Raw genomic sequence first — 13,633 nt, forward strand, 5'->3', positions numbered from 1 at the left:
TTAACCGCCGTGACTGCATGATGAGACTGTTTACCTCGCTGGTAGCCTTTCTGACTGTTTTTACTTCCTTTGCCCAGGAGCCCCAACGCGAACCGGCGTTCCGGTTTGTGAAAAAGGTGCCCGCAGCCTCGCCCGCCGAAACCGCTGTCAGCATCGGCAAGTCGTTTCTGGGCCGTCCTTACGTCGCGCACACGCTTGAAGGCAACGAAACGGAGCAATTGGTGGTCAACTTCCGGGTGTTCGACTGTACCACGTTTCTGGAAACCGCGCTGGCCCTGGCCTTAACGAGGCACCAACTGACCAACGAGCGGGATTCGCTGCAATTCGAGCCGCTTTTTCGGAAAAATCTGACTCGCATCCGGTATCGGAACGGTCGGATTGACGGTTTCGCCAGTCGGCTTCATTATTTTTCAGAATGGCTGGTTGATAACGAACAGAAGGGGGTCTTGCAGGACGTGACCCGGAAAATCGGTGGTATGCAGGTCTCGAAGCCGGTTTCGTACATGACCAAAAGTACCTGGAAATACCCCCAACTGGCCGATCCGCCAACCCGCCAGCAAATCGCGCTGGTGGAGTCGGCTATCAGCCAACAGAGTTTCTGGTTGATTCCCAAAAAACAGATCAAAGAGATCGAGTGTAGCCTGAAAGAAGGCGATATCATCATGCTGACGGCTTCGCGGCCGGGTCTGGACATGAAACACGTCGGTTTTGTGGTCTGGCAAACCGATGCCAACGGCGTTCCCCGTGCTCACTTACTCCATGCGTCTTCACAGTACGGGCAGGTCGTGATTTCGGACGAACCGCTGGCCGAATACGTGCAATGGAACCGCCAGTTTTCGGGCATTCGGGTGGCCCGGCTGAAAGAGGGCGCGCTGCAAAACCTGGCTTACAGAGATGCCCGGCGAATCAACTGAAATGGGTTTTTGACTTTGGCGTGCCGCTTTTCCAGGATCAACTCGGCGGCCATTTCGCCCATTTTTTCGTGATCGGTCGAGATGACGGCAATACCGTCGGCCAGCACTTCTTTCAGGGGCGTTTCGTTGAAGGCCAGCACGCCGATGTCGCGGCCAAGTTGCAACCCCCGCTGTTTAACCTGCCGAACCAGTTCGACCAAATCCCCGTCTTCCAACACGATGTAAGCTGTGCCGGATTGCAATTGGCGACCCGTCAGCGTGTCGAGCAGTTCGAATTCTTTCTGGTAATGGACGCAGAAATTGCGAAAACCACGCACGATTTCGCGGGGGTAATAAACCTCTTTTGGGAACACCAGGCTCAGCCGCTGGTATTTTGCCAGTAAATCCAGGCCCGATTCCAGGGCTTCGTAAATGTCCCGGTCGAACTGCTGGTAAACCGCCGAGTGCAAACCTTTCAATTCCGGAATATCCCGGTCCAAAATAATCAATTCGTTAGCCGGAATCTGTTCCAGGAGTTCCACCACGTTTACCTGCTTGGTTTCTTCGTAGAAATGCGGCATAACTACGTAATAATGATACTGCCCCAGATTTTCTTCCAGGAGTTTCTTAAACCGCTGGGCACTGTGGTGGTGAATGCGCAGATCAACCACGGCGTTGGGCCCCAGCGCATTCACCAGTGAATAATAAATAATTTTTTTGTAAGCACTGAACTTGTTGATCAGCAGCAGAACCCGCAATTGGCCCGGACCCTCGCGCCGGATAAAATAGCCTTTTCCCTGGACCGACTGAATAATGCCTTCCTTTTTCAGGTAGTTGTAGGCCTTTTCGACTGTATCACGGGCCAGGTAATACTCCTCGCTCAATTCGTTGATCGACGGCAGTTGCTGGTCCTTCTTCAGGCTACCAATCTCGATGCCGTGGATCACCGCATTGACAATCTGACGGTATTTGGGTACACTCGACTGCGATTCAATGTTCAGATCAATCATAAGGAACGTTAAGGAAATTTGGGAAACTTGCTGAAATCGGGCTTGCGTTTTTCCAGAAACGCGTTCTTCCCCTCTTTGGCTTCGTCCGACAAGTAATAGAGCAGCGTGGCATCGCCCGCCAACTGCTGAATACCCGCCTGACCGTCGAGTTCGGCATTGAAAGCCGCTTTCAGCATCCGGAGGGCAATCGGGCTTTTCTCCAGCATCTTGCGACACCAGTCCAGGGTGGTGTCTTCCAGTTGGTCCAGCGGCACCACTTTGTTGACCAGTCCCATTTGCAGGGCTTCCTGGGCGTCGTACTGGTCGCAGAGGTACCAGATTTCGCGGGCCTTTTTCTGTCCGACAATCCGGGCCAGGTAGGAAGCCCCAAAACCGCCGTCGAAGCTTCCGACTTTCGGACCAGTTTGGCCGAACCGGGCGTTTTCAGCCGCGATGGTCAAGTCACAGACGACGTGCAGCACGTGACCGCCCCCGATGGCCCAACCGGCCACCATCGCGACCACCGGTTTGGGAATTCGGCGAATCTGCATCTGCAAATCCAGCACATTCAGGCGCGGCACGCTGTCTTCGCCCACATATCCGCCATGACCGCGCACCGACTGATCGCCCCCGCTGCAAAACGCCTTGCCGCCTTCACCCGTCAGAATAACAACACCGACGCGCTCATCCTGCCGGGCCAGTTCCATTGCTTCGCTCATCTCCTTGACTGTCAATGGCGTAAAAGCATTGTGTTTCTCGGGCCGATTGATGCTGATTTTGGCAACGCCCTCATAGTATTGAAATAGAATCTCGCGGTATTCTTTGATGGTTTCCCAGGAATAGTTGCTTTGCATTGATGTAATAGTTGGTTTCTGGATGGTTGATACTGGATGTTTCTGGATACTGGATGTTTGATACGGGGTCGGTAAATGATGCCAAGACCTTTGACTATCCAGCATCCAGAAACATCCAGCATCCAAAGTTATTCTTCCTCCGAATAGTCACTGTCATGGTATGTTACGTCCCAGGTGTGGTCGGCCATCATTTTGACCGTAGCGACACAGCGCTGGAACGGGTTGGTACGGCCCCATTCGTTGGGGGCAACGAGCGACAGTACATCGGTTCCGTCTTTCTTTTCATAGAAATAATAAGTATGCCCGACAATAGGTTCAAAACCCATCTGGGCGCCGTAAATCCGCTCCGAAACTTCCACCCGGTTTCGGATGGCTTTGGCCTGCTCAGCCAGGAGTTGCATCTGGCGGTACAATTGAGACAGTTGCAGGTCGGTTTGTTCGCGCATGGCCGTCACGGCCCGGCCTTTGATTTTGCCTTTGTCTTCCGGCTTGACGATCGCTCCGCCCACCGAGTGTGCATACTCAAGCAGCCCCGGTTTGTCGGTCACTTTATCCGACGAAATCGGATTGTCAAACGATTCATTCGCCATAGGTTCAAGTGGTTGAATGTACGGTTTACGGCATTCGGTCTAAGGTTTTGGTTACTGGAACAAGCTGTTAGTACGGTAGGGACGAAAAACCGTAAACCGAATGCCGAATACTGAATACCATAAACTTAAACTCCGTTACCCATAAAATGTCACGAACTGACAACTTGCTGGGCACAACGAAAACGGGGCAAAAGTAGCGTATTTTTGCGATTCATTCTGAAACCGTATGCGAATCAGCCCCGGATATTTACCCGACCCCCAAACCGAATACGAAGCGAAAGCCGTTGAATTTTGCCGGGACTGGCTCTCGGGCCAGGCTACGTTCACTCTCCAAACTTCCGGTTCGACCGGAACTCCCAAACTGATCCGACTGAGCCGACGGCAAATGGCGGCCAGTGCCCGATTAACCGGGCAAACGTTTGGCTTGCAGCCGGGCGACCGGGCACTGGTTTGCCTGAATGTCGGCTACATTGCCGGGGTGATGATGCTGGTACGGGGGCTCGAACTTGGATTGACGCTGACCGTGGTCGAACCGGCATCCAATCCGTTTCAAACCCTTAATCCGGATATTCCGGCGTTTGAGTTTGCGGCTTTTGTGCCGTTGCAGTTGCAGACCCTGCTCGACACGCCGAAGCAGTCGCTACCGGTGTTGAACAGGATGAAAGCCATCCTCGTGGGCGGGGCTGCTGTGGATCGAGGTTTAGCAAATCGGCTGCAAATTATTGAATCGCCGGTTTTCAGCACCTACGGAATGACCGAGACGGTTTCACACATTGCCATCCGTCGGCTGAATGGTCCGGAACATTCGGAAGTATTCCGGGCGCTGGACGGCGTTGAATTGGGGGTTGATGAGCGGCATTGCCTGAACATCAAGGCGGCTGCGACCGATTTTGAAACCGTCCAGACCAATGATGTGGTCGAGCTTCTTGATTCGCAGCATTTCCGGCTGCTGGGCCGGGCCGATTTCATCATCAATTCGGGGGGCGTCAAAATTCAGCCCGAGCGGGTCGAGGAAGTCATTGCAAAGCTGCTGGCTGGGCCGCAGCGGTTTTTCGTCTATGGCCTGCCCGACGAGCGGTTGGGCCAGCAGGTGGCCTTGTTTATTGAAGCCGAAAACGACTGGCCCGAAACGGTCGCTCAGGCAATCAAAAATCGGGTTCGGGCCGAGATTGGCCCCTATGCGGTTCCCAGAAGTATATTTTTCATGTCTTCCTTTCCCAAAACACCAACCGGCAAGATCGATAAGAAGCGCGTTGTGGAGGGTCATATCCGATAATCTGACTATCCTGAAAACCGGTAAGGCGAATCTTTTTCGACGCTGGAAAAAAGTTGCGAAGAGTTTGGTGGCCCACCGGCCGGTAGGCTGCAATACGGTAAATAATGCCGGAGTTTTGCTCGGGAATTTGGTGGTAATGGTACCTAATTGCGCTTTTTCCGTTTCTTTGTCATTTCTTTTCGATGCACCGAATGGCTGAGTCTATATTTAATCTAGTGGAAATTCGTTACCAAACGGCTTTGGTCGTACCACCGCCCTATGCCCACTTTTTTACGATTACATTGCGGACCCGGAGCGAAAAAGGGCTGCCCGTCGACCTGACGATGACCTATACCGACCGGGAAGAACTCGAAGAAGATGAAATTGTGGGCGAAGGCTTCACGGGCGACGATGATTACGAGTGGTCAGGATATTTGCCGGCAGCTTGGCAGCAACCGATTGAAAATCTGATTCAGAAAACCCAGCTCAAACCGTTTAAGGAAGAAGAATTGCCCGAAAATCAGGATTATTTTCAGGTAGAGATCGACAAAAAAGGGGCAGGCAAACAGGCGGGCAGTCCGTTGCACCGCGCCGAGTGGCAGTTTTTGAGTCAGGAATTGATCCAGGCGGTTTACGAAGTGTCGGGGAAAGAGAAACCGTTTGAAGCCACATACCTCGACATTGCGTCCGGAAATCGTACCGAAGCCAGCCTGCGAGCCTCATTCGGTCGGCGGGAGGTTCGGTTGGACACCCGTCAAAATCAGCAAACCCATTCGGTTACGCTTCCCTGGAAAGAAGTAAGGTCGATCATGGAAACGATCTACGGCGTCGATTACAATCCCGAAGGAGCGCTGGTCAATCCGCCCCGCAAACCGGGGCGGTACCTGAACCTGGGCACGCCGGAGTGGTTCGATCTCTCGACGGCCGTGTTGGGCGACGAGGGCGCGGTCCGAAAGTTGCATCAGGTACTGACCCGACTGGTTCTGCCGCACTAACCCTATTGCTGGATCGAAACCGTCTGGCTGGTCATTACCAGTTCCGGAGAATTATCTTCACTCTGAAGCAGACAGCCCAGTCGGTATCGGCCTGATCGAACGGCTTTCAGCGGGATCGTTGTTGAAAAACCTTTGCCAAAATAGGTGCCGCTTGTGAGCAGCCGACGCCAGCCTGCTACTTTGGGTAACGTACCGGCCAGATAGGTCAACTGCTGGCTTTCGTCGTGTAACACCATCACGAGATTATCGCGCAGATGTTGCCGATAGAGCGGGAAATCATTGATTTCGATGAATAACTGGGGTGTTCCTTCGCCTGGTTGTAAAAAGTGTTGCACCAGAAAAGGATACGGTCTGAAGTTGCTGGACAGGAGAGCCGCCTGTAGCTGTTGGTTGAATCCGCCAAAGGCATTTTCGACTTTCCAATAGCCTTGCTGGTAGGCCGGAACCAGAAAATTCAGGCTGCTTTCGATGGAACTGGTGTTACACAATTCCGTCTGATGGGCTGGCCAGTTGTAGGTATCAGCCATCAGACGACTGTATTTACTGGCTACTTCCGGGGTATACTGATAATAGGACTGAATGGCAAACAGGCTTGCAAAAACCGTATTGAACAGAATTACCGCCTTTCGGAAACCGGGAAACTGGTTGAGCAGGAACAGGTAAAAAAAGACCGCACTGAAAGCCGCGTAGATCTTGAATCGATTTTCCATTTCAATCTGGTCGCTGGAGCGAAATATCGTAATGAGACTGATTGTCAGGAATATAAAGCAGAAATAAGCCAGGAGCTGGTTTGAAACGGCTGGCTGGGCTTTGCGAGGTTGAAAAGAGAGCCAAACTCGCCCGACCATCACCGGAATTACCAGCACCGCAATCAGCGAACCCCACAGTACGGAACCCGGAATAGCAACCGCTGGCCAGGCGGAAAAAATTGCCCCAATTTTGGCCAGAAACGTGCCGGGAATTGTCAGGAAGTTGAGGGTACGTTCAACACCACTGCCCGGCCTGTATCCATATAGATAGCAGGCCAGTGCGATCAGCATGGCGGCAATCCAGATTCCCAATGATTTGTAGTGCCGATCGACCAGCAGCAGAAAGCCGCCGGTTGCAAAAACCAGAATACCATTGCCGTGGGTAAACGTCGCCAGTCCGGCCAGCAACAGCGCCACGCCAAACCGGAATGCAGAGGACGGTTTTTGAAGCAAGGTTAAGCAGAAACACAGCATCAACAGCAGGGAAAGATGCTGCAACCCCGTTAAAGCCCAGATAGTGACTTCGTGGTATTGCGGTTGAAAAATAAACAGCGGAATGGGTAGAAAATAATAAAACGGGAGGTTGGTCTGCCGAAAAAGGCGGTACACAAACCCTGTAATCAGAACCAGGTTGACAACGCCAATCAGGATATACGTTTTGAAATTCAAATAACCGTTCAAGGTATAATCCAGGTAGCCGACCAGGCGGGGCAAAAAAATCCGGTGATCGTTTTCGGCCCGGAAAAAGGTGTGCAGATCATGCCGCCAGCCCAGGTTTTTCTTCAACTCAAAAAGGGCAAGAAGAAGACTGTTGTCGTCCTGAAAGGGGAAGTTGACGGAATAGACGGTTACATAATAGCTGAAAAACAGAATAACAAAACTGCATACGATGCCCGAAAACCAGAAAAGGACCGGGCGAACCGGTCGTTTCATGACCGTCGGCGGGTTATTGGTTAAAGTATTCAAGGTTCTGTAGGTAACACAATGTTACCAAAATAGTGTGGGTGGTTCGCAAAAATTTACGGCTGTTAAGATAATTATTATTTGTTCTGAATACGATCCAGTTCGTACCGTAAATCTTCAACCAACGTCCGGATGCCATCGAGCGAGGGCGGCACTTCGGGCATCTGCTGACTGATGAAGGCAGCAATTTCCCAGACCTCCAGCACCTCCCGGATCGGAACTTCCCGGTGGCTGATCGACGCGTGATCGGCGGACAAAAGCAAGGTTCCCTTCAGTTTAACCTGATTAAAAATACGCCGGCAAACAATTCCCTGGTTCTGAATCAGTAGTACGTACAATTTGTTATCGGCAATGTCGTACCAGTTTCGAATAAACTTCCCGATCAGTAAAGCGCCCGGATAAACAAACTCCTCGCCCGCGTCGAAAGCCCGGTAGTGGTCGGGGGGGAGCAGTGGTAGCTGAAAAACCGTCAGCCGGTTCAAAAAGTCCGTGTCCTGGTACCGTTGGAGGTAATCGGTAAACTGCCGTTTTCGCACCCATTGAACGCTGTTGAGTGATTCCGGCGGATTGGGCGGACGGCGTTCCACTACCGGGTGGGCCGACGCGCGGGTGTTTTCATACGTATTGTTGAACGAAAGGGGCGCGGGCGTCGGCGGACTGGCGGGTAGTGAAAACGGAGAAAAGCCTTCTCGACGGGAAACAGGCCGGGGCACAATTCGTTGCGCAACCCACTTGATCTGCGGTTGCGGATCGACCGGTTTTTGAAAGACCGCCGGTGACTGTGTGATCGGTTGTTGGTAGTATTTTTCGAGGACGCTCGACAGCGCCTTGGGCGCATTCGGAATGGGTTCGGCGTCCGAAATATCTTTCGGCAGGGGAGAAGCCGGAAACGCAGACGCATTGTGAGGGCGGTCGAGCGGCAGCGAAAGTTCGGGCGTTTCCCGGATTTTTCGCAAATCGCTCTTCAGCAGATTATCCACCGTCGTATTGAAGGCTCGGGCAATGGACATCAAATTGTCCAGATTCGGGTTGGCGCGGGCTTCTTCGTAAGCACCGAGTAGCGATCGTTTGATGCCGATCCGGCGGGCAAACTGTTCCTGGGTAAGCCCGTTCAGTCGGCGCAGGTATTTGATGTTGTTACTGACAATACTCATAGAGTCCTGTTTTGACAAAAATATTAGTATTTCTGTATTATTACTTGTTTTTTCATGAAAATGAAATCATGCAATGAATTTGCCGACCCCTAACTCCTCCGGAGCCGTAGAATTTCGGGAATTGTTTGAAAGGCAACGCCGTCAGGCCCGGCTTATCGCGGGGACAACGGCTATGGAGCGGATTGATAAACTGAAAAGAATCCGCACTCATTTATCAGGCAACCAGGACGGGTTGACCAAGGCACTTTTTGATCGATGAAACCGCCGACCTGGAAACTGCGGCCCGCCGGGTGGCGTGGGGAAAGTGGATCCATAGCCGGAAAGAATCCGCCATTCAATTCTGGCTGGATCGGACGACGGCCGGGAACACGGTCATCAATGACATGATGGCACATTTTGCGCATACCGAACTGCCGGTTGGGGGTGTCAACCAGAGCGGAATTGGTAAAGCCAATGGCTGCTATGGTTTTCAGGAATTTTCCAATGCCCGGGGAATTGTCAGACGGCAGATTGATACTTTAAAATACATTTATCCACCTTATTCGGAACAAGTAATGCGCATAATTCAATTAATTTTGAAATACCTTTAAACGTTTTTAATACTTTTAGGGTCAATTTCGTTGACCGCACCAAGTTCCTGGTTAATACTACTCAACCGATTGTCATGATCGAGATGTCACACACTGAGCCTGAATCCATTTTTAAGAGTACTCAAGTTACCGAAAACTCAACGAATAAAGCGAGCAGACGTTCTGGGATTCCGATTGTTTTCGTTCATCAGCGTTATAGTTATTACCTGGAGTTTACGCTTCGACAGGCGGCCTATTCCAATCCCGACAGCCCGATTCACCTGTTGGGTGATGAAGAAAATAACCGGTTTCCGTTCATTAAACATCACCTGATCGCTGATTATAGAAGCTCAGATGCCGACCGGTTCAAGCAGGTTTATATTCATAATTCCCCCAACAGTTACGACTACGAGTTATTCTGTTTTGTCCGCTGGTATTTGGTCAAAGAATTGATGCGACGTGAGGGGTACACAGAAGTATTTGTGGCTGATTCGGATGTGATGATTTATGCCAACCTTTCGACGTATGTCCGGGAAGCCGGTTTGCAAAATTATATTGCGGCCTTTAATGTTGGTGTTGACTATCAGTGGGTTAGGTCGTCATCGGGACATTCGTCGTACTGGACGTGGGAGGGAATCAACCGGTTTTGCGACTTGGCGATTGATCTGTACACGGAGCCACGGCTGATGGCATTTATGGACCAAATTCGAGCCGAAAAGATCATCAAAAACGATCGGGCGGGTATTTCCGATATGACGGCTTTATACGTCTTTTACGAAGAAGAAACCGGTCGCATTCGGAATTTATCGGAATCGGTCAATGGGGGGGCCTTCGACCATAACATCTGTATGGCAACAAACTTTAACCTCGATGAATACGAGTTTGGATTGGGCCGTAAAAAGATTGTGATGAAACAGGGTCGCCCGATCGCCTACAACGTCATTTTGAAACAGGAAATTATTTTGCATACCCTTCATTTTCAGGGCAACAGCAAAAACATTGTTCACCGGTACTATACTGGAAAAGGATTACTGGGAAATAAGTTGTTCAGGGAAATGCGGTTCAAGGCGTCGGTGCTGTATCACATGGTGAAATAACCGGGTTGGATACCTATTTCATTCGTTATAAGGCAGATTGACCGTATCGCGCCAATACGTTGCGACTTCGCCAATCATCCGAATCAGTTCCGTAAACTGGATGGGTTTTACCAGATAGGAATTGGCCCCCATTCGGTACGCTTTTTCGACTTCCTGTCGGGACGACGTCAAGATCAAAACCGGAATATTTTTTAAGTGTCGGTTGGCCCGAATTGCATGCAAAGTCTCCAGGCCGTTGCGGAGCGGCATGTTAATGTCCATGATGATGAGTGAAGGCAGAGGATGCACAGCATCTGCACCAAGGCAATTCAGTAAATATTCCATCACCTGTTCACCATCTTCCACAAATCGACCGCAATCGAACAGTCCGTTTTGCATAAAGGCTTCATCCAGCAACAGGCGATCTTCCTCGTCGTCTTCAGCAACTAAGATCGTGAACGGTCGGTTAGGCAACATATCAAATTAACTAGGTATTAGATCAGAGAACGGCATTGAGCGAATGAAGGTAGCGGTTTTCCGGTTTAATGCCAACTTGCCCGACTATATTGTAAGGTAAAATGGATCGTTTCGCGCTTTTTCATACCTTAGCAAAACCCTATTTTTTGCTTGTATTTACCTGCTTATGCGTTGTTGGTTGCTCCTTTTCGGGCTTGCTTCCGGATGGGCTTCGGCTCAGTCACTCCCGGTTTTAGATCAAAATCCGCCCGGTTTACACTGGTATCAATTGCAGACTCCCCACTTCCGGATTATCTATCCAACGGGCTTCGATCAGCCCGCCCGAAAGACGGCCCGACGGTTGGAACAGGTCTATGAACCCGTGAGCGCGTCGCTGAAAAAGCAGCCCCGACGGTTGTCGGTGGTGTTGCAGAACCAGACGATGATTAGCAATGGCTTTGTGACCCTGATGCCCCGACGGTCGGAGTTTTTTGCGGCTCCTCCTCAGGATCCGTTTCTGGCCGGAACACTCGAATGGCTGGATTTGCTGGCCGTCCACGAATTTCGTCATGTCGTACAGTACGATAAAGCCTTGCAAGGTTTGTCGGGAGCCGCGTATACGTTGTTTGGCAATACCGCTCTTTCGGCCTTGACGCTGGGTGTTCCGGACTGGTTTTGGGAGGGCGATGCCGTTGGCACCGAGTCGGCGCTGACGTTCGGGGGGCGGGGCCGAATTCCCAATTTTGACCTGGGCATGCGGGCTAATCTGCTCGCTGGTCGGCGTTTTAGCTACCCCAAAGCGGTGGCCGGTTCGTACCGTGACAATGTCCCCAATCATTACGTCCTGGGCTACTTCCTGTCAACCTATTTAAAACGAACCTATGGAGCGGACGCCTGGAGTCAGGTTCTAAATCGCTATTATCGGTTTCCGCTTTACCCTTTTTCGTTCTCCAACAGTGTTAAACGAACCACCAACTACCGGATTGAGGAATTGTACCGGCGTTCGATGGAGGATATTTGGGAAATTTGGAAAAAAGAACAGGAAGGTTTGCAATTGACGGAAGTGGTAACCTACCCGGTCAGTGCATCGGAGCAGGTTTTTACCAATTACCAATATCCACAGTATGTTTCCGATCAGGAGGTCATTGCGGTAAAAACCGGTTTGGGAGACATTGTGCAGTTTGTCCGGCTGGATCGAAACGGCAAAGAAACGACGGTTTTTGTACCCGGACTTTACAATAACCCCGAAATGCTTTCGGTGGCGGCCGGGAAAATTAGCTGGACGGAATTTCGGTACGATGTACGGTTTGGGCAGAAAATCTGGTCCGAAATCAAGATTTTTGCTCTGAAAACCCGGAAATTGACCCGGCTCTCCAGCCAGAGCCGGTACGCCGTGGCGGCTCTTTCACCGGATGGCTCGAAGGTAGTAGCCGTCCGGAACGATGACTCCTACCAAACCCGGCTGGTTGTGCTCAATGCCGCCACGGGTCGGGAGCTGCGCGTGCTGGACAATCCCGAAAATGATTTTTATGTTCATCCCCGCTGGCAGGATGACAATCGTACTCTTGTGACCGTGGTCCGTAAAAAAGGAGGGAAAACCCTTCAGTTGATTGATACTGAAGTGGGTGTCAGCCGGGATCTTTTCCCGGTTTCCAACCAGAACATCAGCCACCCCTTCGCCTGGAAACAGTATGTATTCTACAATTCCCCCCAATCCGGCATCGACAATCTATACGCTTTTGATACACAAGCGGGGCAGCACTATCAGGTAACTTCCCGGCCACTGGGGGCTTACCACGCGGCTGTGTCGCCGGATGGAACCCGGCTGAGTTTCCATGATTTTCGGTCGAGTGGGCATCGAATCGCCGAAATACCACTCGATCCGGCGAACTGGACACCCGTTGGGCCGGTTCGGGATGCGTCGGTTCGGTATTTTGGGCCGCTCATCGATCAGGAACCTGGCAGTGCCACCATTCGGACGGCCCTGACCGATTCGCTGCCGACCGCGCCGGACTATCCCAAAAGCCGGTTTCGTCGTTTGGCCCATGCGTTTAATATTTATAGCTGGGGGCCCGTCGTAAATTCGGACGGGCAGGGCGGAACACTCGGCATCCGGTCGCAGGATTTGCTGAGCACGACGCAAATTGACCTGGGTATCGGCTACGACCAGACCGAACGCACCGTCAATTATTACGGTAACCTAAGTTACCAGGGCTTGTTTCCAATTCTGGATGTCGGTTTTCAGCACGGTCGCCGATCCACTTCGGTGTATGTCGACCGGTTTGCTCCGCTCGATTCGCTGCGCACCGATTCCTGGAACTACAACCAGTTGACGGCCGGTGTTCGGATTCCGTTGCAGCTTACCACCTCGAAATACGTACAAAGCGCCCTGCTGTCGGCTTACTACGGTTTTTTGCAGGTAAATGGGTATGATTTGCCGCTTCGGCCAATCACCGAAGTCGGCTTTGGACGAACGCTCAACAGTATGTCCTACGGCCTTTCGTATTCCCGAACCCTGAAGCAAAGCAAACGGGATGTGTGGCCGCGCTGGGGGCAAACGGTTTCGGCTGTCTGGCGGACGACGCCGTTTGGGGGGCGTTTGCAGGGCGAAGTCTGGGGCCTTCAGGGTAGTTTGTTTCTGCCCGGACTGGGCAAACACCACGCGCTGCGGTTGCGGGCCGGTTACCAGCAGCAAATGCAGGGCACCTACCGGTTTGCGGCCTCGGTTTTTTATCCGCGGGGACAATCGTATGTCAGTTACGATCAGTTGGGCGTTGCCAGCGCGGAATACCGTCTGCCGCTCCTGAATCCACACTGGGCGCTCGGCCGATGGCTGTACGTACAGCGGGTAAAGGCGGCCGGTTTTTACGATGTTGCCCAAGGCGAAAGCCGGATTCGGGTGAATGGTCAACTGCGAACGATTAACGACCAATACGCAACCAGTGGGCTTGATCTGTCGTTTGTTTTCAATGTGCTGCGGCTGCGGACGCCGTTTGAAGCCGGAGTCCGAACGATTTATAACTTTCAGTCCGGCCAGTGGCTCGTGCAGCCGCTGGTGATCGGGATTGGAATTTGATCGGGAACAATCGG

The 13,633-nt window shown here is 51.9% G+C and carries 12 protein-coding genes; 6 read left to right on the forward strand and 6 right to left on the reverse strand.

The annotated features are described in order from the left end of the window. The first annotated feature begins 17 nt into the window (after positions 1 to 17). A complete protein-coding gene (locus tag ACO2Q8_RS18090; protein WP_423346255.1) occupies positions 18 to 914 on the forward strand; it encodes an N-acetylmuramoyl-L-alanine amidase-like domain-containing protein in 897 nt (298 codons plus the stop codon). Here ACO2Q8_RS18090 and ACO2Q8_RS18095 read toward each other — a convergent pair. The 3 genes from ACO2Q8_RS18095 to ACO2Q8_RS18105 form a co-directional block, all read right to left on the reverse strand. Then, positions 887 to 1,903: a GntR family transcriptional regulator gene (locus ACO2Q8_RS18095; protein ID WP_423346256.1), complete on the reverse strand. Its 1,017-nt coding sequence runs from the start codon at positions 1,901 to 1,903 to the stop codon at positions 887 to 889. The two genes, ACO2Q8_RS18090 and ACO2Q8_RS18095, sit on opposite strands and share 28 nt — an antisense overlap. 8 nt (positions 1,904 to 1,911) lie before the next feature. Next, on the reverse strand, positions 1,912 to 2,736 hold the full coding sequence (gene menB / locus ACO2Q8_RS18100) for a 1,4-dihydroxy-2-naphthoyl-CoA synthase (RefSeq protein WP_423346257.1): 825 nt from the start codon (positions 2,734 to 2,736) through the stop codon (positions 1,912 to 1,914). Positions 2,737 to 2,864: 128 nt separating this feature from the next. Then, positions 2,865 to 3,326 (reverse strand): DUF2452 domain-containing protein, encoded by a 462-nt coding sequence (locus tag ACO2Q8_RS18105; RefSeq protein ID WP_423346258.1) that lies wholly within the window; start codon positions 3,324 to 3,326, stop codon positions 2,865 to 2,867. 226 nt (positions 3,327 to 3,552) lie between these two features. Here ACO2Q8_RS18105 and ACO2Q8_RS18110 point away from each other — a divergent pair, with 226 nt between their 5' ends. Both ACO2Q8_RS18110 and ACO2Q8_RS18115 read left to right on the forward strand, forming a co-directional pair. Then, positions 3,553 to 4,602: an AMP-binding protein gene (locus tag ACO2Q8_RS18110; protein ID WP_423346259.1), complete on the forward strand. Its 1,050-nt coding sequence runs from the start codon at positions 3,553 to 3,555 to the stop codon at positions 4,600 to 4,602. 215 nt (positions 4,603 to 4,817) lie between these two features. After that, entirely contained in the window at positions 4,818 to 5,576 is a 759-nt protein-coding gene (locus ACO2Q8_RS18115) for a hypothetical protein (protein ID WP_423346260.1), read from the forward strand. Positions 5,577 to 5,578: 2 nt separating this feature from the next. On the opposite strand, the gene ACO2Q8_RS18120 is transcribed toward ACO2Q8_RS18115, so the two are convergent. After that, a complete protein-coding gene (locus ACO2Q8_RS18120) occupies positions 5,579 to 7,258 on the reverse strand; it encodes a hypothetical protein (RefSeq protein WP_423346261.1) in 1,680 nt (559 codons plus the stop codon). A gap of 107 nt (positions 7,259 to 7,365) precedes the next feature. Beyond that, positions 7,366 to 8,442, reverse strand: coding sequence for a helix-turn-helix domain-containing protein (locus tag ACO2Q8_RS18125; protein WP_423346262.1), 1,077 nt, complete (start codon positions 8,440 to 8,442; stop codon positions 7,366 to 7,368). A gap of 248 nt (positions 8,443 to 8,690) precedes the next feature. On the opposite strand from ACO2Q8_RS18125, the gene ACO2Q8_RS18130 reads away from it, so the two are divergent. Together ACO2Q8_RS18130 and ACO2Q8_RS18135 are read left to right on the forward strand one after the other, a co-directional pair. Next, on the forward strand, positions 8,691 to 9,032 hold the full coding sequence (locus tag ACO2Q8_RS18130; RefSeq protein WP_423346263.1) for an aldehyde dehydrogenase family protein: 342 nt from the start codon (positions 8,691 to 8,693) through the stop codon (positions 9,030 to 9,032). Positions 9,033 to 9,106: 74 nt separating this feature from the next. After that, positions 9,107 to 10,108 carry a hypothetical protein gene (locus tag ACO2Q8_RS18135; protein WP_423346264.1) on the forward strand — a complete coding sequence of 334 codons (1,002 nt, stop codon included), beginning with the start codon at positions 9,107 to 9,109 and terminating at the stop codon, positions 10,106 to 10,108. A gap of 18 nt (positions 10,109 to 10,126) precedes the next feature. Here the strand turns inward: ACO2Q8_RS18135 and ACO2Q8_RS18140 are convergent, their stop codons facing one another. Continuing rightward, the gene (locus tag ACO2Q8_RS18140; protein WP_423346265.1) at positions 10,127 to 10,564 is read right to left on the reverse strand and encodes a response regulator; all 438 of its coding nucleotides are present in this window, start codon (positions 10,562 to 10,564) and stop codon (positions 10,127 to 10,129) included. 166 nt (positions 10,565 to 10,730) lie between these two features. Here ACO2Q8_RS18140 and ACO2Q8_RS18145 point away from each other — a divergent pair, with 166 nt between their 5' ends. Beyond that, positions 10,731 to 13,619 carry a hypothetical protein gene (locus tag ACO2Q8_RS18145; protein ID WP_423346266.1) on the forward strand — a complete coding sequence of 963 codons (2,889 nt, stop codon included), beginning with the start codon at positions 10,731 to 10,733 and terminating at the stop codon, positions 13,617 to 13,619. Positions 13,620 to 13,633 lie beyond the last annotated feature (14 nt).

Origin of the sequence: Larkinella sp. VNQ87, from assembly GCF_049445795.1 — a bacterium.
Taxonomy (GTDB): domain Bacteria; phylum Bacteroidota; class Bacteroidia; order Cytophagales; family Spirosomataceae; genus Larkinella.